Here is a 17,717-nt window from a genome sequence, read left to right on the forward strand (position 1 = left end):
CGGATGTCTTCCCTGAAATCGCTGAACGTCCTTTTGGTGGACGACAATCAGAACATGCGCGCCATCGCCGCCGCCGTCCTGCACTCGGCCGACATCCGCAACGTCAAGGAGGCGGAGGAGGGAGCGGCCGCCTTCGACCTGCTGCGTCGCCATCCGATCGACCTGGCCATCGTGGACTTCAACATGTTCCCGCTGGACGGGGTCGCGTTCACCCGCCTGGTCCGCACCAGCCCCGACAGCCCCAACGCCTATCTGCCGATCATCATGATGACCGGCCATTCCGAGCGCGCCCGCGTCTATGAGGCGCGCGACGCCGGGGTGAACGAATTCGTCGTCAAGCCGATCACCGCCAAGGCCGTGCTGGACCGGATCAACGCCGTCATCCTGCGGCCCCGCGCCTTCATCAAGGCCGAACACTATGTCGGCCCGTGCCGCCGCCGCCGCGACCTGGCGGACTACGAAGGGCCGTTCCGGCGCTATACGGACGCGGGGCGATCCAGCGCCGCATAGACCTTGTCCGGCCAGCGCTTGTGGACCCAGAACCAGTCGACCGGATGCGCGCGCACCCGATCCTCGACGAAGCGGTTGGCGGCCTGGATCCCGGCCAGGACGTCGGCGGCCTTGTCCTCGCTGTGGCTGACGCTGATCGGCTCATGCGCCGTGACCCGGAACCGGGCGTTGGGCAGGCGCACCACCGAAAGGGGCTGCATCACCGTGTCGAACCGCGCCGCCAGCCGCGCCGCGCCGGGGGATGCGTTCACCGGCTGGCCGAAGAACTGCACCTCCGGCCCCTGATTGTATTTCTGATCGACCAGCAGGGCGATGGAGTCGCCCCGCTTCATCCCCGCCATCAGATCGCGCGTCCCGTCGCCCTTGGGCGCGAACAGGCGGATGCCATACCGTTCGCGGCTCTTGCGGATCAGGGCGTCGACATAGGGGTTGTTGGCGGCCCGATAGGTGACCTGGCACGGCACGCCCGCCGCCATGATGACCGCCGCCATCACTTCGAAGTTGGCCAGGTGGCCGGAAATCAGCACCGCCGGCTTGCCGCTATCGCGCAAGGCGTGCAGCCGCTCCAGCCCCACCACCTCGACCCGCCCACCCTCGGGGGTCAACTGGTCCATCACCGCCAGTTCCGCGAAGGTGCGCCCGGTCTGGTCCCACTGGGCCAGGGCCAGGGCGTTGCGCTCGGCCTCATCCATGTCGGGAAAGGCGATGCGCAGATTGCGGATCACCGTCTTCTGCGTGCCCGTCAGCGGCCCCAGGGTGCGCAGCAGCCAGCCGCCCAGGGCGGACGCCCGCTCCACGCCCAACAGCCGCAGAAACCCGAACAGCGCCTGAAAGCCGAAGGCTTCCAGGCGCCAGGCGAAATCCTGTCGCCAATCGCTACGCTTACCAGGCAATCGTCAATCCACCGTCCACCACAAGGGTCTGTCCGGTCACATAGGCCGAGGCAGGGCTGCACAGATAGACCGCCGTGCCCGCGATTTCATCCGGCTGGCCGATCCTTTTAAGCGGGGCGGGTTCGGTGACCTGTTTCAGCAGCTCCGGATTCTCCCAAAGATATTTGGCGAAGTCGGTCTGCACCAGGCCCGGCGCGATGCAGTTGACCCGCACGTTCGACGGCCCCCACTCCACCGCCAGATTGCGCACCAGCTGCATGTCCGCGGCCTTGGAGATGTTGTAGGCGCCGATCAGGGCGTTGCCGCGCAGGCCCCCGATGGACGAAATCACCAGGATCGCCCCGTCCTTTCGCTCCACCATCTGCGGCGCGACCATCTGGATCAGCCAGTGGTTGGAGATGACATTGTTCTGAAGAATCTTCTCGAACTGATCGTCGGCGATGCCCGCCATCGGCCCGGCGTAGGGATTGGTCGCGGCGTTGCAGACCAGAATGTCGATCTTGCCGAAGGCGCTGTTGGTCTCATCGACCAGCCGCTGCAGGTCTTCCTTGGAGGCGATATTGGCGGGAACCGCGATGGCGCGGCCTTCACCGTATTTGCCGTTGATCTCGGAGGCGACCTCTTCGCACGGCCCGGCCTTGCGCGAGGAAATGACGACCTTGGCGCCGTGTTCGGCCAGCCGTTCGGCGATGGCCTTGCCGATTCCGCGCGACGAGCCGGTGATGATGGCGACCTTGCCGGTCAGATCGAACAGTTCCATTGCGTTTCCCGTATGTTTCTGCGGGGATATTTATCGCCCCGCTCTAGCCGAATGACATTGATAGCCTGATACTCGGGCGATTCCATCCGGGAGTGGCCGACCGCCAGCCGATGCGCAACGTAACCACGGGCTTTCTGTATTTCGCCTATCTGTTCCTCGGCATGACCGTGGGCGCCTTCCTGTGGCGCGCCGGTCTGGGGATCGGCGCGGGCGTGGCCGGGACGCTGGGCGCGCTGGGTCTGCTGGGCGCCTTCCACGGCATCGTCACCGGCATCGCCGACCGTCGCGCCCTGAAGAAGGAGATCGCCCAGGTCCGCGAGGCGCACCGCCTGCTGGCCGATGCGATGGAATCGACCCAGGGCGCCCTGACCGAACTGGCCCACGCCATCGAGAGCGGCGTCCTGTCCGACACCGACGCCCTGACCGGCGAGGTGCGGATGCTGGAATCCCTGGTCCAGCAGATGAGCGAGAGCATCGACGAACGCCTGTCTGCTGCGCCCCACATCGGCGTCGAGACCTTCGAGGGCCGCCGCCAGGCCCAGTCCTCCGTCCTGTTGCGCACCATCCACGAGGCGCTCAGCGAAGGGCGCGTGGACCTGTATCTTCAGCCGGTCGTCTCCCTGCCGCAGCGCCGGACCATCTTCTACGAAAGCTTCACCCGCCTGCGCGACGCCACCGACCGGGTGATGATGCCGGCGGAATACCTGTCGCTGGCCGAGGGCGAGGGGCTGGTGCCGGCGATCGACAATCTGCTGCTGTTCCGCTGCGCCCAGATCGTGCGACGGCTGGCGCGCCAGGACCGCAAGGTTGGCGTCTTCTGCAACGTGGCCCTGACCTCGCTGGGCGACGAGACCTTCTTCCCGCAGTTCCTGGATTTTCTGTCCGAGAACCGCGACCTGAACCAGGCCCTGATCTTCGAACTGGGCCAGGCCACCTTCGACGCGCGCGGGGCGGTCGAGGCGCGCAACATGGCCAAGCTGGCCGACCTGGGCTTCCGCTTCTCGCTGGACAAGGTCCAGACGCTGGACCTGGACTTCGCCGACCTGCAACGCTCGGACGTCAAATTCATCAAGGTCGCCGCCGACCTGATGATCGAACAACTTCTGGACCTGGACGGCGGCGCCCCCCTGCGCTCCATGCCCGACATCCAGGCCGCCGATTTCGCCGCCCTGACCCGCCGTTACGGCGTGGAGGTCATCGCCGAAAAGGTTGAGAACGAACGCCAGGTCGTCGATATCCTCGAACTCGATGTCGCGATGGGCCAGGGCCACCTGTTCGGCGAACCCCGCGCCATCAAGGAACAGGTCCTGGCCGAAACCGACCCCCCAGCCGAGTTCCTCCGCTCCACCCTGCGCAGCGCCGAACAGCGCCGTCGGTTTAGCTAAAACAGTCCGTGCCTCCCACTCCGTGGGGAGGTGGCGCGGCGCGCCTTCGCGCCGTGACGGAGGCGCTTATCCCGCATCACAGGCGCCGAGCCCGTTTCAAGACCCCCTCCAACGCTTCGCGGTCCCTCCCCATTTCATGGGGAGGAGACTTTCGCCTCCGCGTCCCAGCGGCTACCAACGCCCCATGACCCTCCCCCACGCCCTGCCCCACCTCGGCGCCGTCGCCGGCGATTACGACATTCTGCTCTGCGACGTGTGGGGCGTGATCCATAATGGGCGCGAAAGCTGGAAGGCGCCGTGCGAGGCGCTGGCGCGGTTCAATCGCGAGGGCGGCCATGTGGTGCTGATCTCCAACTCGCCGCGTCCGGCTTCGGACGTGATCGCGCAGCTGGACGGGCTGGGGGTGCCGCGTGAAAGCTGGAAGGCCTTCGTCACCTCGGGCGACGCGACGCGGGCGGAACTGGCCAAGCGCGCGCCCGGCCCGGCCTGGATCGTCGGGCCCGAACGCGACGCCCCCCTCTACGCCGGCCTGGGGCTGGAGCGGGCCGCTTCGCCCGAGGACGCCGCCTTCATCTCCGTCACCGGCCCGGTGGACGACACGACCGAGACGCCCGAAGACTATCGCGCGCGGTTCGCCGTGGGCGCCGGGCGCGACATCGAACTGATCTGCGCCAACCCGGACCGGGTGGTGCAGCGCGGCGATCAGCTGATCTATTGCGGCGGGGCGCTGGCCGACCTCTACGCCTCGCAGGGCGGGCGCGTGGTCATGGCGGGCAAGCCGTTCGCCCCCATCTACGACCTGGCGATCAAGGAGGCGGAGGTCCTGCTGGGCCGCCCGGTCGACCGCTCGCGCGTGCTGTGCATCGGCGACGGGGTCGTGACCGACGTCATGGGCGCCAATGCGCAAGCACTGGACTGTCTGTTCATCGCCCAGGGCATCCACGGCGACCAGGCCAAGGGCGAGGACGGATCGCTGGACCCCGCCCGCGCCGGCGCCCTGCTGAAGGCCGAAACCGCCTATGCGCGCTACGCGGCGCTGGAACTGGCCTGGTAAGGCTCGCCATTTTGTCGCACGGCGGCTAAAGCCACAATCATGGTCGAATTGGTTCAGCAGCATCCGTCCGGTGGTTACATCCTGGACGAACTTCACGTCGGCATGGCGGCCGAGAAAATCGTCGTGGCGACGGAGGATCGCATCCGCCTGTTCGCCGAGGCGTCCGACGATTTCAACCCGGTGCATCTGGACGAGGCCTTCGCCTCAAAGACCGCCTATCGCGGCCGGATCGCCCATGGCCTGCTCAGCGCCTCGTTCGGTTCGGCGGTGGTGGGCACAATCCTGCCGGGCGCCGGCTCGATCTACATCTCCCAGACCCTGGCCTTCCACCAGCCGGTGCGGATCGACGACGTCGTGCGCATCGTCATCACGGTGATCGAGGTCGAGGCCGAAAGCGCGCGGGTCAAGCTGAGCTGCGAGGGCTTCGTGGGCGAGACCATGATCATGGACGGCGTCGCCGTGGTCCGCGTTCCGCGCCGGCGCAAACCGTCCCAGCGCTGATGCAGGTCGTTCGCGACTGGCGCGACCTGCCGGACGCCGCAAAGGGCGCCGCCGTCGCCGTCGGGGCCTTCGACGGGGTGCATCGGGGCCATCAGGCCGTGATCGCCGATGCGAAGGCGGCGGCCGACCGGCTGGGCGCGCCGCTGGGCGTGGTCAGCTTCGATCCCCATCCCCGCCGCTGGTTCCAGAAGGACGCCGCGCCGTTCCGCCTGATGACCGCCGACCAGATGGCCCAGGCCCTGGCGCCGCTGGGCGTGGACATCCTGTATCTGCTGCCCTTCGACGCCGAGATGGCGGGCATGAGCGACGCCGAGTTCGCCGAGCGGGTGCTGGCCCAGGGCCTGGGCATCCGCCACGCCGCCGTCGGTTTCGACTTCACCTTCGGCAAGGGGCGGTCAGGCTCGCCCGAGGCCTTGCGCGCCTATGGCGAACGGCTGGGCTTCGGCGTTTCGACGGCGCCGCGTCTGGACGACGCCGATGGGCTGAAACTGTCGTCCAGCGCCGTTCGCGAGGCGCTGAAGGCCGGGGACATGGCCCGCGCGGCCGCCATCCTGGGCCGCCCCTTCGCCATCCAGGGCGAGGTGATCCACGGCGACAAGCGCGGCCGCACCATCGGCGTGCCGACCGCCAATGTGCCTTTGGGCGACTATATGCGGCCGGCCTACGGCGTCTATGCGACGCGCAGCCGGCTGGCGGACGGGCGCGTGGTCGACGGCGTGGCCAGCCTGGGCGTGCGGCCCATGTATGCGCTGGAGACGCCGCTGCTGGAGGTGTGGCTGTTCGACTTCGACGGCGACCTCTATGGCCAGACGCTGGACACCCAGCTGATCGCCTGGCTGCGCGGCGAGGAGACGTTCGACGGCCTGGACGCCCTGAAAACCCAGATCGACGCCGACGCGGCGGCGGCGCGGGCGGTTCTCAGCGGGTCATAAGGCGCGCAACTCCGCCGCAAACCGCTTCCAGTTCTGCACATAGTGGTCGGCCGACATCTGCAGCACGGCGATGTGTTCGGGGTCGCGTTCGCGCACCACCTTTCCCGGCTGGCCCATGACCAGGCTGTTGTCGGGAATGACCTTGCCCTCGGTGATCAGGGCGTTGGCGCCGATGATGCAGTTGCGGCCGATCCTGACGCCGTTCAGCACCACCGCCCCGATCCCGATCAGGCTGTAATCCCCCACTTCGCAGCCGTGCAGCATGGCGTTGTGGCCCACCGTCACCCCGCGCCCGAGCGTCAGCGGCGAGCCGAAGTCGGTATGCAGGACGCTGCCGTCCTGGATGTTGCTGTCGGGACCCACCGTGATCGGATCGTTGTCGCCGCGCAGGGTCGCGCCGAACCAGACGCTGGCGTTCGTGTGCAGAATCACATTCCCTATCACCGATGCGCTTGGCGCCACCCAGTATTCGCCCTGCGGCGGAAGCTGAGGTTTGCTGTCGCCCAATGCGTAAACAGTCATCAGAACACCACCTAATCTTTGAAAAACGAGGGCTTTAACGGAACGCTAACCACGATAGCATCATTCTGTTGATGCGATTCGCGGGTCGCCATTTCGGCCTCGAATCCGAAACCGGATCAAGTTCGGTCCGGTCAGTCGTCGGGGCTTGTGCGTGGCGCGTTGGGATCCGGGTTCGGTTGTTCGGCGGCGGGTCGATCCCGTTGCGGACGGCCCTGCACTCGATCCGGGCGGCCTGCGTTGCGGCCGCGACCCTTTCCTCCCCAAGCCCATCCAAGGCGGCGCCCGTTCGGGTCCGCCTTTTTTCATGCCCTGGAGGCGTCCATGACCAAGCGTGCGGCTACGAAGCGTCAGTCCCGTGAAAACGGCATCCTGGATTCGCGTGACTTCATCGAGGAGTCGAAGGTTCGCCGGCTCCATACGCCCAACACCTCGCGCTCGGGCTGGTCGCCCCATCCGTCCAACGACGACCGCGACCAGGGCTATCTGAAGACGCTGAAGCCCAAGTCCGAAGGCCAGGGCGAGCTGATGGCGGCCATCGACCAACACAATCTGGTCATGGCGCTGGGGCCGGCAGGCACGGGCAAGACCTATCTGGCCGTGGCCAAGGCGGTCGAGGCGCTGGAGGCCGGCAAGGTCGGGCGCATCGTCCTGTCGCGTCCGGCGGTCGAGGCCGGCGAATCCATCGGCTTCCTGCCCGGCGACATGGAGGACAAGCTGGCGCCCTATCTGCGCCCCCTCTACGACGCCCTGTCGGACCGGCTGTCGATGAAGCGGGTCAAGGCGCTGATGGCCGAGGGTCTGATCGAGATCGCGCCCATCGGCTATATGCGCGGCCGCACCCTGAACAACGCCTTCATCGTCGTGGACGAGGCGCAGAACTGCACCTACGTCCAGCTGAAGATGCTGCTGACGCGGCTGGGCTGGCACTCGACCATGGTGGTGACGGGCGATCCGCAGCAGTCGGACCTCTTGCCCGGCATATCGGGTCTGTCGGACATCTCGGCGCGTCTGGAGGCCGTGCCAGACATCGCCGTTGTGCGCCTGGCCGAGCAGGACATCGTGCGCCACCCGCTGGTCGCCTCCATGATCGGCGTGCTCTGAACCTCTCCGCCTGTAGCCGGCGACGAGGCGCGTCGGCTACAGGCCCGTTGCACCTGGAAACCAAAAGCCATTGTCCCCAAGCGCGCCGCCCCGCTAAAGGTCGGGTCGCCGCTGATGAGGGATTTCGATGCGCGTAGCGATGATTGGGACGGGTTATGTGGGCCTGGTGTCCGGCGCCTGTTTCGCCGACTTCGGCCATGTCGTCACCTGCATCGACAAGGACCCGTCCAAGATCGAACGGCTGGAGCGGGGCGAAATCCCGATCTACGAGCCGGGTCTGGACGATCTGGTCGCCGCGAACGTGCGCGAAGGGCGGCTGTTCTTCACCCTGGACGGGGCCGAGGCCATTCGCAACGCCGATGCGGTCTTCATCGCCGTCGGGACCCCGACGCGGCGCGGCGACGGCCATGCCGACCTGTCCTACGTCCATGCGGCGGCCGAGGAGATCGCCGGACTGATCGACGGTTTCACCGTGGTCGTGACCAAGTCCACCGTTCCGGTCGGCACGGGCGACGAGGTCGAGGCCATCATCCGAAAGGCCAATCCCGACGCCGATTTCGCCGTCGTCTCCAACCCCGAGTTCCTGCGCGAGGGCGCCGCCATCGGCGACTTCAAACGCCCCGACCGGGTGGTGATCGGCGTCAACGACATGGAGGGCGAGGTGGGGCTGCGCGCCCAGAAGGTCATGAGCGAACTGTATCGCCCGCTGAACCTGAACGAGAGCCCGCTGCTGTTCGTGGGCCGCCGCACGTCCGAACTGATCAAATACGCCGCCAACGCCTTCCTGGCCATGAAGATCACCTTCATCAACGAGATGGCGGACCTGTGCGAAGCGGTCGGCGCCGACGTTCAGCAGGTCGCGCGCGGCATCGGCCTGGACAAGCGGATCGGCTCCAAATTCCTGCACGCCGGCCCCGGCTATGGTGGATCGTGCTTCCCCAAGGACACCATCGCCCTGGTCCGCACCGCCCAGCAGTACGGCGCCCCGACCCGCCTGATCGAGGCGACGGTCGAGGTCAACGACGCCCGCAAGAAGGCCATGGCCGGCCGGGTCGAGACCACCCTGGGCGACAGCGTGGCGGGCAAGACCGTCGCCCTGCTGGGCCTGACCTTCAAGCCGAACACCGACGACATGCGCGACGCCCCTTCGCTGGACATCGCCCCCGCCCTAATCGCCGCCGGCGCCCACGTCCAGGCCTTCGATCCCGAGGGGATGCACGAGGCCGCCAAACTGCTGCCCGGCGTGGAGATGAAGGACAACGCCTATGACGCCGTGATCGGCGCCGACGCCGTGGTGCTGGTCACCGAATGGGACCAGTTCCGCGCCCTGGATCTGGACCGGATCAAGCTTTTGATGAAACAGCCGGTGCTGGTCGATCTGCGCAACATCTATCGGCCCGACGACATGAAGAGCCGGGGCTTCCGCTATATGGGCGTCGGGCGCGGCTGATGGGGTCGCCGATCCTGGTCACCGGCGCGGCCGGCTTCATCGGCATGCACGTCGCCGAACGCCTGCTGGATCGGGGCGAGCCGGTGATCGGCGTCGATGTCTTCAACGACTATTACGACCCGCGCCTGAAGGCGGCCCGCGCCGCGCGGCTCGAGGGGCGCGACGGCTTTCGCATGGTGCGCGCCGACATCGCCGACCACGAGCAAATGCGCGCCCTGGTCGCGGACGCGGGCGTGCGGCGGATCGTGCATCTGGCCGCCCAGGCGGGGGTGCGGTATTCGCTGGAGAATCCCTTCGCCTATGAGCGGTCCAACCTGGCCGGCCATCTGTCGATGCTGGAGGCCGCGCGGCACAATGACGTGACCCATCTGGTCTATGCCTCGTCCAGTTCGGTCTATGGCGACCGGCCGCTGGAGGGTTCCGGCTTTCGAGAGGACGATCCGACCGTCAATCCCGTCTCGCTCTACGCCGCGACCAAACGCTCGTGCGAACTGATGAGCCAGAGCTACGCCAGGCTTTACGGCTTTCCGCAGTCGGGCCTGCGCTTCTTCACCGTCTATGGGCCGTGGGGCCGGCCGGACATGGCCTATTTCGGCTTCACCCAGAAGATCGTGCGCGGCGAGCCCATCGAGGTCTATGGCGAGGGGCGGATGGCGCGCGACTTCACCTATATCGACGACATCGTGGACGGGATCGTGGGCGTGCTGGACCGCCCGCCGGCCGCCGGCGCCCATGAGATCTACAACATCGGCGACAGTCAGCCGGTCGGCCTGATGGAGATGATCTCGACGCTGGAGACGGCCCTGGGCGTCGAGGCCAAAAAGGTCATGCGTCCGATGCAGCCCGGCGACGTCACCGCCACCTATGCCGACGTCTCCAAGCTGAACGCCCTGTGCGGCTACCAGCCCCAAGTGCCGCTCAAGGCCGGGCTGGAGAAGTTCGTGGCCTGGTGGCGGCAGTATCAGAACGGCTGACGCGCCGGGTGATGCGACGCGCCGTCCGTCCCGCCGTCGCCGCATCCCTGGGCCTGTTCGCTGCGGATCAGGCCGCCGCCCAGACGGCTGTAGCCGATCCCTTCTATCGTCAGCGTGGCCAGGCCGTGCGCGACCGGCCCCAGCCGGCCTATGACGCCGTGGGGCTGCGGGTCGGAGGCTTCACCCTGTGGCCGCGTCTGCAGTCGGCGGCCGTGTTCGACGACAATATCTTCGCGGCCCAGAACGACGTCCAGGCCGCCGCGACCCTGCGCCTGACGCCCGACGTCACCGCCCGCTCGAACTGGGGACGTCACCAGGTCCAGGGGTATGCCCGGCTCGATCTGGACCGGAACCTGAACGTCTCAAGCGAGAACACGACCAACTGGCGCCTGGGCGGGGCCGGCCGCCTGGATGTGACTCAGGGCGCCCACATGGCCCTGGGCCTTGCTCTGCAGCATGGGCATGAGGCCCGGACCGCTTTTGGAGCCGATCCCCTGACCGTCCGCCCCGTCGCCTTCGACGGCGTCTCGGCCCGGCTGTCGGGCCAGAGGACGCGCGGCCGCCTGCGCCTGGACGCCAGCGCCGAGGTGCAGCGTCGCGACTATCGCGACGGCGCCGATGCGGCCGGCGCCCTGGTCGAACAGGACGACCGCGACCGCACGACCCTGACCCTGACCGGCCGCGCGGCCTACGCCCTGTCGCCGGCGACGGCGGTCTATCTGCAAATCGCCGGCGACGACCGCGACTATCGCCGCGTTCCCGGCCGGCCCGACCGCACATCCACCGGGCGCGAGACCCTGGCGGGCGTGGACTTCGAATTGGGCGGACTGATCCGCGGCGACATCGCGCTGGGCCATCGGCGCCAGATCTTCGACGACCCGAGGTTCGGCGATCTGGACGGCTTCGGCGGCCGGGGGCGCCTGACGTGGTTTCCCACCGCCCTGACAACCGTCTCCGTGGCCGCCGAACGCGCGGTCGCCGATGCAGGAGTGGTCGGCGCGGCCGGCGCCCGGCGCACCGACCTGTCTCTGAGCCTGGACCACGAACTGCTGCGCAACCTGATCCTGTCGGCGCGGGCGGCCCATGTCGATGACGCCTACGTCGGGCGCGACCGCACCGATCAACGGTTCAGCGTCGGCCTGGCCGCCGACTATCGCCTGAACCGCCGACAGGGCCTGACCGCCGATCTGAACTGGATCGACCAGGTGTCGAACGGGGCCGCGCCCGGTCCCCGCTATCGCGCCCTGCGGCTGACCGTGGCGGCGGCGGCGCGCTTCTAACGCCCGGAGATCGTTGACAACCTGCGCGCGACACCGCACCACTGATGCGGACGACTTCTGTTCGGCGGCGCGATGACCTTGACCGACCCCTCGTCCGCTCCCGCCGACCGCGCCGCAGCCGACGAAATCGACATCGACGCCTTGATCGCCGGCTTTCGCCGTCGCGCGGGCCTGTTCGCCGGGGTCGCGGCCGTGGTCGCCCTGATCGTCCTGGCTGTCCTGCTGGGCCGCCCGCCCGCCTACACCGCCGCCGCCAGCCTGAAGATCAATACGCGCAAGGCCCAGGTGGTGGCCGGCCCCGCCGTCCTGTCCGCCCTGGACGCCGAGGCCGCCATCGTGGACACCGAGGTCGAGGTGCTGCGCTCGCCGCAACTGGCCGCCGCCGTCGTGGACGACCTGGGCCTGACCCGCGACCCCGCCTTCAACCCCGTCCTTCGGCCCACGCTGCTGGCCCGCCTGACCGGCCGCGGTCCGCCCGCGCCCGACCCGGCCGTGGCGCGCCAACGGGTGATCGAGGCCGTGGGCCGCCGCCTGACCGTGCGTCGCGTCGGCCTGACCTATTCCATGGCGGTCGGCTTCACCGCCGACGACCCGGCCAAGGCCGCCCGCATCGCCAACGCCTTCGCCGACCACTATCTGCGCGCCCAGCTGACCGCCAAATTCGACGCCAACGCCCAGGCCAACGCCTTCCTTGGCGACCGGCTGGAGGATCTGCGCGGTCAGGTCGAGGCCGCCGACGCCGCCGTCTCGGCCTATCGCATCGACCACGGCCTGCTCAGCGCCCAGGGCGCGACCCTCACCGAACAGGAAATCTCGGTCTATAATCAGCAGTTGGCCGCCGCCCGCGCCCATCAGGCCGAGCAGGACGCGCGCCTTCGCACCGCCCGTTCCCAGATGGCGGCCGGATCGAACGGCGACGACGTGGCCGAGGCCCTGACCTCGCCCGTGGTGCAGAACCTGCGCGGCCAGCGCGCCGCCATCAGCACCCGCGTCGCCGACCTGTCGGTCCGCTATGGCCCGCTGCATCCCGACATGGTCCGCGCCCGCAGCGAACTGGCCGACATCGACGCCCAGATCCAGGCCGAGATCCGCCGCGTCGTGTCCAACCTGGACGCCCAGGCCCAGGTGGCGCGCCAACGCACCGCCTCGGTCCAGTCCAGCTTGGAGACGGCGCGCGACGCCCTGGCCGACAACAACGCCGCCTCCGTCCGCCTGCGCGAACTGGAGGGCGAGGCGGAGGCGGCGCGCGCCATCTACCGCGCCTTCCTGGACCGTTACCGCGAGACCGGGGCCCAGACCGGCGTCGAACAGGCCGACGCCCGCATCGTCTCGCGCGCGACCCCGCCCACCGCCCCCAGCGCGCCCAACCTGACCATCAGCCTGGCCCTGGCGGTCGTGCTGGGCCTGGGCGCCGCCGTCGCCGCCGTGCTGGTTGCCAACGCCCTGCAGCAGGGCCTGTCCACGCCCCAGGACGTGGAGCGGCGGCTGGACCTGGCCCCGCTGGGCGCCCTGCCCCTGGCCGCCACGGTCGCCGCCGGGGACGAGCACGACCTTCACCCCATCGATCTGGTCGTCCAGCGCCCGACCTCGGTCTTCGCCGAGGCTGTGCGCGCCCTTCGCGCCAGCCTGTCGCCGACGCCCTCCGCCGTCGTTCCGCTGGCGACGCCCGGCGCCCGGATCGTGGCCATAACCTCCGCCCTGCCCGGCGAAGGCAAGACCACCGCCGCCCTGTGCCTGGGCCGGGTCGCGGCGCGGTCGGGCGCGCGCGTTCTGCTGATCGACGGCGACCCGCGCCGACGCGGCGCCACGCGGATGCTGGGCCTGAATCCCCCGGCCGGTCTGGCCGAGGTGCTGCATGGCGCCGCCGCCTGGCGTAATCTCGTGGTGCTGGACCCTGCGTCAGGCCTGCAGGTGCTGCCATTGGCCGCCTCGGGCCTGTCGGCCGACGACGCCTTCGCGACGCCGGCCATGGACGCCCTGCTGGCCGAGCTTCGTCAGGCCTTCGACCTGATCCTGATCGACACCGCCCCCGTGCTGGTCCTGACCGACGCCCGCGTGCTGGCCGCCAAGGCCGACGCCGTCCTGCTGGTGGCGCGCTGGCGGCGCACGCCCGCGCGCGCCGTCGCCTCGGCCGCCCGCCTGCTGCACCCCGCCGGCGCGCGTCTGCTGGGCGTCTGCCTGACCCAGGTCGACGCCCGCGTTCAGGCCAGGCAGGGCCACGGCTATGGCCTCTATCCTCACGACGCCTATCGCAGATACTACGCCGCCTGAGGGTGCGGCGTTGACAGGGGCGGCGGTCGTGACCTTGATGGCGCATGACGATGCACAAACCCCTGATGGCGTTCGTCGGTCTGATCGCGCTGGGCGCCGCGAGCGCCGGACCGCAGATCCAGACCCTGGACGAGGCCTACGCCATCGTCGACTTCCAGAGCGCCCGCTCGGGGCGCGAGATCGCCCGAACCCTGGAACGTCATCTGGCCAGCCCCGACGTCGCGGTCGTCGCCCGAAACCAGCCCCTCGCGCAAATCCCCCGCACGCCGGGCCGTTTCACCCTGATCGATCCGGCCGCGCCCGGCGGTTCCGGCCTGCAAGGTCCCACGACCCGCGCGCCGGCCGGCTGGCTGCGGCCGGTTCGGGCGGCGGTCTGCGACGGCGCCAGCTGGCGCGCCGACATCGCCCCGCGCCGCCCCGGCCGGGTCGAGCAGCGCTACACCCTGTGCCTGTTCCCCTATCGCGACGGCCGGTGCCAGGGCCATCATCTGGACCTCTACGCCACGACCCTGCTCCACGGCGATCAGGGCGCCGTCGTCCCGCCCGCGACGGGGCAGACGCCGGCCGCCTTCATGCGCGGCGCGGTGCAAGCGGTCGAACGCCTGACCCGCGTTCAAGGCGTCTGGATCGAGCAGCAGCTGGCGAACCGCGACCGCCCGTTCACCCAGGACGACGACGCCCTGTCCGCCCAGACCAACTGATCCCCGCCAAACGCAATCGCGCCCCCGGTCAGGAACCGGGGGCGCGACAGTCTTGCGCGTTTTCAGCCCCGATCAGAACCTGACGCTGAACCGGCCGTAGATGCGGTTGTCACGGTATTCGTCCTTGTAGAGGCCGCTGTAGCCCATCTCGACGGCCGTGCGTTCGGTCGCCTGGATGTTGAAGGCCAGGCCGCCCGAGACGACGTCGTCGCCCGGATTGGCGCCGTCGATCAGGAAGCGCGGACCATCGGCGAAGGCCGCGTCGAACACCGGACCGTCCCCGTTCAGATCGTGAGTGTAGGCCAGGTGCGTCACCGCCGACAGACGCGGACGACCCTGGCCGCCCGCCAGGACGGTGCGGGTGCGGAAGCCGGCCGTCAGCAGATCGGCCTTCTGCTTCACCTTGCCCGACAGGGCGGCGTCCCCGCCCGTTTCGGAGACGTCGGCGTCGTATTCGACGTGGCTGTAGGCGCCGTAGGGTTCGAACGTGGTGGCGCCGACCGCGCGGCTCCAGGCCACTTCGCCGTAAGCCTGCCAGACGTTGCCGTCATAGTTGCCGACCAGGGCGTTGGTGAACTGGTTCAGCTGCGCCGTGCGATCAGTGCGGACGTCGGCGTTCGCCCACGACCCGCCGACGCGGATCTGGAAGTCGCCCACGCCGGCGCCGCCATAGACGCCGATCTGTTCGCTGTTGACCCGGCCGGTCGAGCGCAGGCGCGACGACCGCAGTTCCGAGCGCGTCTCGCCCAGGGCCACGCCGATGTGCATGTCGTCGGCCAGCGCCTTTTCGGCCCCGACCAGATAGCCCGATCCCTCGCTGCGGAAGCCGGCGATGCCGTCATGCGCCGAACCACGGCCGTCGCCATAGACGCCGCTGCCCCAGACCGAGACGCCGTTGCCGGCGTAGGTCGCCGCGCCGCCCTGGCTGCGGCCGCGCTCGGACATGGCCTCGCGGATCGAACGGGTGTCGGACACGGCCAGGCCGCCCAGCGAGGCGTGAACCTCGCCCGTCAGGCCGCTCAACGCGCCCTGAACCGCCGGCACGCTGGCGTCTAGCAGGGCGTTCTCCAGCGACAGGTCGCGGTTGGCGCCGGTCGCGGTGTTGTTGATCATGACGTCCAGCGCGCCGCCGACCGACTTCTGATTGTCGGTCAGGCCCAGCGAGGCCACGGTCACGTCGTTGCGCCGCACCGTCAGCACCACCCCGTTGGTCGAATAGGTCAGCACCGGCGCCAGGAAGGCCAGATCGCTCTGCGCCCCACTGAACGTTCCGGTCACGGCCCCGGTCGAGTTGATGATGTTCATCTGCGTGCGCAGGTTCCACTCGCCGTTGTCGGCCTTCAGGATGACCTGGCCGCCGTCGATCCTGGTCGTGCCGCCCACGTTCAGGCGCGAATAGGCCGCGCCGTTCACGCTGGACCGGATCCACAGGAAGGAGCCGGGCTTGAAGTTCAGATTGCCCGCGACCGTCAGGGTTCCGAACGGATTGACGCCGTCGCCGGGCGAGACCACCCCGCCGCTTTCCGCCGTCAGGTTCAGCAGGCGGCCCGTGCCGCCGATCATGCCGACGCCGCCGACCGTGGCGCTGGAGCGCAGCAGGCTGCCGTTGACGGTCAACAGACCGCCCTCGACGCGCGTCGGGCCGCTGTAGTCGTTGGCGCCGGTCAGGATCAGCTGGCCGCCGCCCTTCTTGACCAGTCCGCCGATGTCGTTGCCGAAGTTGGCCTTGACCTCGGCCGAATAGCGGTCGCGCGCGTCGCCGATGTTGTTGCTCCAGATGTCGACGGTGCCCACGGCGACCGTGACGTCGCGGGTGTCGCGAAGCGCCGTCGGCCCCCGCAACGCCACGTCCATCTGCGGCGCGCCCCAACCCGAGCGCAGATCGACGCCCGGCGTGTCCAGGTCCTTGGAGCTGGACACCAGAATGTCCGAGATCAGGGCCGTCGAATACTCCGGGAAGTTCTCCATCAGCAGGGCCGCGAAGCCCGAGATGTTCGGCGCCGCCATCGAGGTGCCGGTGTAGGCCGCATAGCCCGCGCCCGTGTATTTGATATACTGGTTCAGGACGCGCTGAAGCTCGTCGTTGGCGTATTGCAGCACGGCGCTAGAGAAGGCCGGCGTGAGGATCGCAATATTGCTGGTCGAGACCAGAAGCCCAGCCAGACGCGCGGTGAAGCCGTCAGGATCGCCCATACGCGCGCCAGAAACCAGGGTGATGGCCGCCGCCTGACGCGCGACCTCACGACGCCACGCATCTTCATTGTAGTTGGGGCCGCCAATTCTGCGCGCATCCAGATAGGCGTTCAGTACGCCCAGGAACTGATTGACGGACGCCGTTTCCAGAGCGGGAACGGTGGCGGCGGAATACAGGCTGGCATAGTTGGCGCGAGGATACAGCGCCAGGATGCCGGCGCGGTCCATGGTGTAGGCCGGCACCGACGAAACCACCTGCGACCCCGGTCCGGCGACGCACCAGGTCGCCGTCTGACCGCAGAAGCTGGTCGAGGGGTCGGCGGCGGTGAAGCTGGAATAGTTGGCGACCGACAGCCAGTTGGAGCGTAGGCGCGGATCGTTCAGCGGCGCGGCCGCATCGATCCCGGCATGGACGCCATAGCCGTTGCCGGCCGAGAACACGACGAGCACGTCCTTGTCGAGCACCGGCTTGTAGAAGTCGCCATAGTTGCGATTGAACGACGCCAGCACCGTGGGCAGCGAGGCGTTGAACGGCAGCGACGTGCTGCTGCCCCAGCTGTTGTTGCTGATCCGCACCTGGCCGGTATTGGCCAGATCGACGATGTTCTGGGTCTGGGTGGCGACGATCTTTCCGTCGATGATCGCGTCCTTGTACCAAAGGAAGTCGCCGGCCGAGAAGTTGGCGGTAGCGGCGTAAAGCTTGGCGTTGAAGGCGTTGCCGAACATCGGCTGGCCCGCCACCCGGTCGCCCGCGATGGTGCCCGAGACGTGGGTGCCGTGGCCTTCCCAGCGGCGGCGCGGATTGATCATGCCGTCGTTGCCATAGCCGGCGGTCGCCTGGCTGCGCAGGCCCGTCACCTTGCCGGCCGATCCGAACAGCGGGTGATCGACATAGACGCCGGCGTCATTGACCCCGACCGTCTGTCCCCGTCCCGACAAGCCCATGGCGTAGGCGTGTTCCAGCCCCAGGAAACCCTTGGAATAGTCGACCGAGAACTGCGCGTCCGTCCGCCACGAGGCCAACGCCGTCTGATAGTTGGTCGTGCGCGTCCCATTGGCCATGTAGAAACCGCCCGAAGGCGGCGTCGGCGCCGTCGTCGTCTGGGCGCTGGCCGCCGTGCCCGCCAACATCGCCACGCCGGCCGTCGCGGCCAACAGGCCGAGCTTGAAACTAAAAGCCACTTTATTCC

At 68.7% G+C, this 17,717-nt stretch carries 15 protein-coding genes; 11 read left to right on the forward strand and 4 right to left on the reverse strand.

What is annotated here, in order from left to right:
• The first annotated feature begins 3 nt into the window (after window positions 1-3).
• Window positions 4-510, forward strand: coding sequence for a response regulator (locus B3Z70_RS00065; protein ID WP_292021532.1), 507 nt, complete (start codon window positions 4-6; stop codon window positions 508-510).
• Here the strand turns inward: B3Z70_RS00065 and B3Z70_RS00070 are convergent.
• Complete coding sequence (locus B3Z70_RS00070) at window positions 477-1,403, reverse strand: lysophospholipid acyltransferase family protein (protein WP_292021533.1); 927 nt, start codon at window positions 1,401-1,403, stop codon at window positions 477-479. The genes B3Z70_RS00065 and B3Z70_RS00070 overlap by 34 nt on opposite strands.
• Window positions 1,393-2,163, reverse strand: coding sequence for an SDR family NAD(P)-dependent oxidoreductase (locus B3Z70_RS00075; RefSeq protein WP_292021535.1), 771 nt, complete (start codon window positions 2,161-2,163; stop codon window positions 1,393-1,395). The genes B3Z70_RS00070 and B3Z70_RS00075 overlap by 11 nt, the downstream gene beginning before the upstream one ends.
• Window positions 2,164-2,273: 110 nt before the next feature.
• Between B3Z70_RS00075 and B3Z70_RS00080 the strand changes: the two genes are divergently transcribed.
• The 4 genes from B3Z70_RS00080 to B3Z70_RS00095 all read left to right on the forward strand — a co-directional run bounded on the left by B3Z70_RS00080 (window position 2,274) and on the right by B3Z70_RS00095 (window position 6,035).
• On the forward strand, window positions 2,274-3,548 hold the full coding sequence (locus tag B3Z70_RS00080) for an EAL domain-containing protein (RefSeq protein WP_292021538.1): 1,275 nt from the start codon (window positions 2,274-2,276) through the stop codon (window positions 3,546-3,548).
• 184 nt (window positions 3,549-3,732) lie between these two features.
• Entirely contained in the window at window positions 3,733-4,602 is an 870-nt protein-coding gene (locus B3Z70_RS00085; RefSeq protein ID WP_292021540.1) for a TIGR01459 family HAD-type hydrolase, read from the forward strand.
• 39 nt (window positions 4,603-4,641) lie between these two features.
• Complete coding sequence (locus tag B3Z70_RS00090) at window positions 4,642-5,103, forward strand: MaoC family dehydratase (RefSeq protein ID WP_292021541.1); 462 nt, start codon at window positions 4,642-4,644, stop codon at window positions 5,101-5,103.
• Window positions 5,103-6,035, forward strand: a complete 933-nt coding sequence (locus B3Z70_RS00095; RefSeq protein WP_292021543.1) for a bifunctional riboflavin kinase/FAD synthetase — start codon at window positions 5,103-5,105, stop codon at window positions 6,033-6,035. The genes B3Z70_RS00090 and B3Z70_RS00095 overlap by 1 nt, the downstream gene beginning before the upstream one ends.
• On the opposite strand, the gene B3Z70_RS00100 is transcribed toward B3Z70_RS00095, so the two are convergent.
• Entirely contained in the window at window positions 6,030-6,557 is a 528-nt protein-coding gene (locus B3Z70_RS00100) for a gamma carbonic anhydrase family protein (protein WP_292021546.1), read from the reverse strand. The genes B3Z70_RS00095 and B3Z70_RS00100 overlap by 6 nt on opposite strands.
• A gap of 309 nt (window positions 6,558-6,866) precedes the next feature.
• Between B3Z70_RS00100 and B3Z70_RS00105 the strand changes: the two genes are divergently transcribed.
• The 6 genes from B3Z70_RS00105 to B3Z70_RS00130 all read left to right on the forward strand — a co-directional run bounded on the left by B3Z70_RS00105 (window position 6,867) and on the right by B3Z70_RS00130 (window position 14,334).
• Window positions 6,867-7,658 (forward strand): PhoH family protein, encoded by a 792-nt coding sequence (locus tag B3Z70_RS00105; protein WP_292021552.1) that lies wholly within the window; start codon window positions 6,867-6,869, stop codon window positions 7,656-7,658.
• A gap of 127 nt (window positions 7,659-7,785) precedes the next feature.
• Complete coding sequence (locus B3Z70_RS00110; RefSeq protein WP_292021548.1) at window positions 7,786-9,108, forward strand: UDP-glucose dehydrogenase family protein; 1,323 nt, start codon at window positions 7,786-7,788, stop codon at window positions 9,106-9,108.
• A complete protein-coding gene (locus B3Z70_RS00115; protein WP_409410521.1) occupies window positions 9,108-10,082 on the forward strand; it encodes an SDR family NAD(P)-dependent oxidoreductase in 975 nt (324 codons plus the stop codon). Before B3Z70_RS00110 ends, B3Z70_RS00115 begins: the two co-directional genes overlap by 1 nt.
• Before the next feature lie 11 nt (window positions 10,083-10,093).
• Window positions 10,094-11,362: an outer membrane beta-barrel protein gene (locus B3Z70_RS00120; protein WP_292044328.1), complete on the forward strand. Its 1,269-nt coding sequence runs from the start codon at window positions 10,094-10,096 to the stop codon at window positions 11,360-11,362.
• 72 nt (window positions 11,363-11,434) lie between these two features.
• Entirely contained in the window at window positions 11,435-13,633 is a 2,199-nt protein-coding gene (locus B3Z70_RS00125) for a GumC family protein (RefSeq protein ID WP_292044329.1), read from the forward strand.
• Window positions 13,634-13,683: 50 nt separating this feature from the next.
• Entirely contained in the window at window positions 13,684-14,334 is a 651-nt protein-coding gene (locus tag B3Z70_RS00130) for a hypothetical protein (protein ID WP_292044331.1), read from the forward strand.
• A gap of 72 nt (window positions 14,335-14,406) precedes the next feature.
• On the opposite strand, the gene B3Z70_RS00135 is transcribed toward B3Z70_RS00130, so the two are convergent.
• Window positions 14,407-17,709 carry a S8 family serine peptidase gene (locus B3Z70_RS00135; RefSeq protein WP_292044333.1) on the reverse strand — a complete coding sequence of 1,101 codons (3,303 nt, stop codon included), beginning with the start codon at window positions 17,707-17,709 and terminating at the stop codon, window positions 14,407-14,409.
• Window positions 17,710-17,717 lie beyond the last annotated feature (8 nt).

Origin of the sequence: Brevundimonas sp. UBA6550, assembly GCF_002434505.1 — a bacterium.
GTDB lineage: Bacteria > Pseudomonadota > Alphaproteobacteria > Caulobacterales > Caulobacteraceae > Brevundimonas.

Bases quoted from the DNA above. Each gene is read 5' to 3' on its own strand.
- B3Z70_RS00065 (WP_292021532.1), top strand. From the start codon at position 4: ATGTCTTCCCTGAAATCGCTGAACGTCCTTTTGGTGGACGACAATCAG.
- B3Z70_RS00075 (WP_292021535.1), bottom strand. From the start codon at position 2,163: ATGGAACTGTTCGATCTGACCGGCAAGGTCGCCATCATCACCGGCTCG.
- B3Z70_RS00080 (WP_292021538.1), top strand. From the start codon at position 2,274: ATGCGCAACGTAACCACGGGCTTTCTGTATTTCGCCTATCTGTTCCTC.
- B3Z70_RS00085 (WP_292021540.1), top strand. From the start codon at position 3,733: ATGACCCTCCCCCACGCCCTGCCCCACCTCGGCGCCGTCGCCGGCGAT.
- B3Z70_RS00090 (WP_292021541.1), top strand. From the start codon at position 4,642: ATGGTCGAATTGGTTCAGCAGCATCCGTCCGGTGGTTACATCCTGGAC.
- B3Z70_RS00095 (WP_292021543.1), top strand. From the start codon at position 5,103: ATGCAGGTCGTTCGCGACTGGCGCGACCTGCCGGACGCCGCAAAGGGC.
- B3Z70_RS00100 (WP_292021546.1), bottom strand. From the start codon at position 6,557: ATGACTGTTTACGCATTGGGCGACAGCAAACCTCAGCTTCCGCCGCAG.
- B3Z70_RS00110 (WP_292021548.1), top strand. From the start codon at position 7,786: ATGCGCGTAGCGATGATTGGGACGGGTTATGTGGGCCTGGTGTCCGGC.
- B3Z70_RS00115 (WP_409410521.1), top strand. From the start codon at position 9,108: ATGGGGTCGCCGATCCTGGTCACCGGCGCGGCCGGCTTCATCGGCATG.
- B3Z70_RS00120 (WP_292044328.1), top strand. From the start codon at position 10,094: ATGCGACGCGCCGTCCGTCCCGCCGTCGCCGCATCCCTGGGCCTGTTC.
- B3Z70_RS00125 (WP_292044329.1), top strand. From the start codon at position 11,435: ATGACCTTGACCGACCCCTCGTCCGCTCCCGCCGACCGCGCCGCAGCC.
- B3Z70_RS00130 (WP_292044331.1), top strand. From the start codon at position 13,684: ATGCACAAACCCCTGATGGCGTTCGTCGGTCTGATCGCGCTGGGCGCC.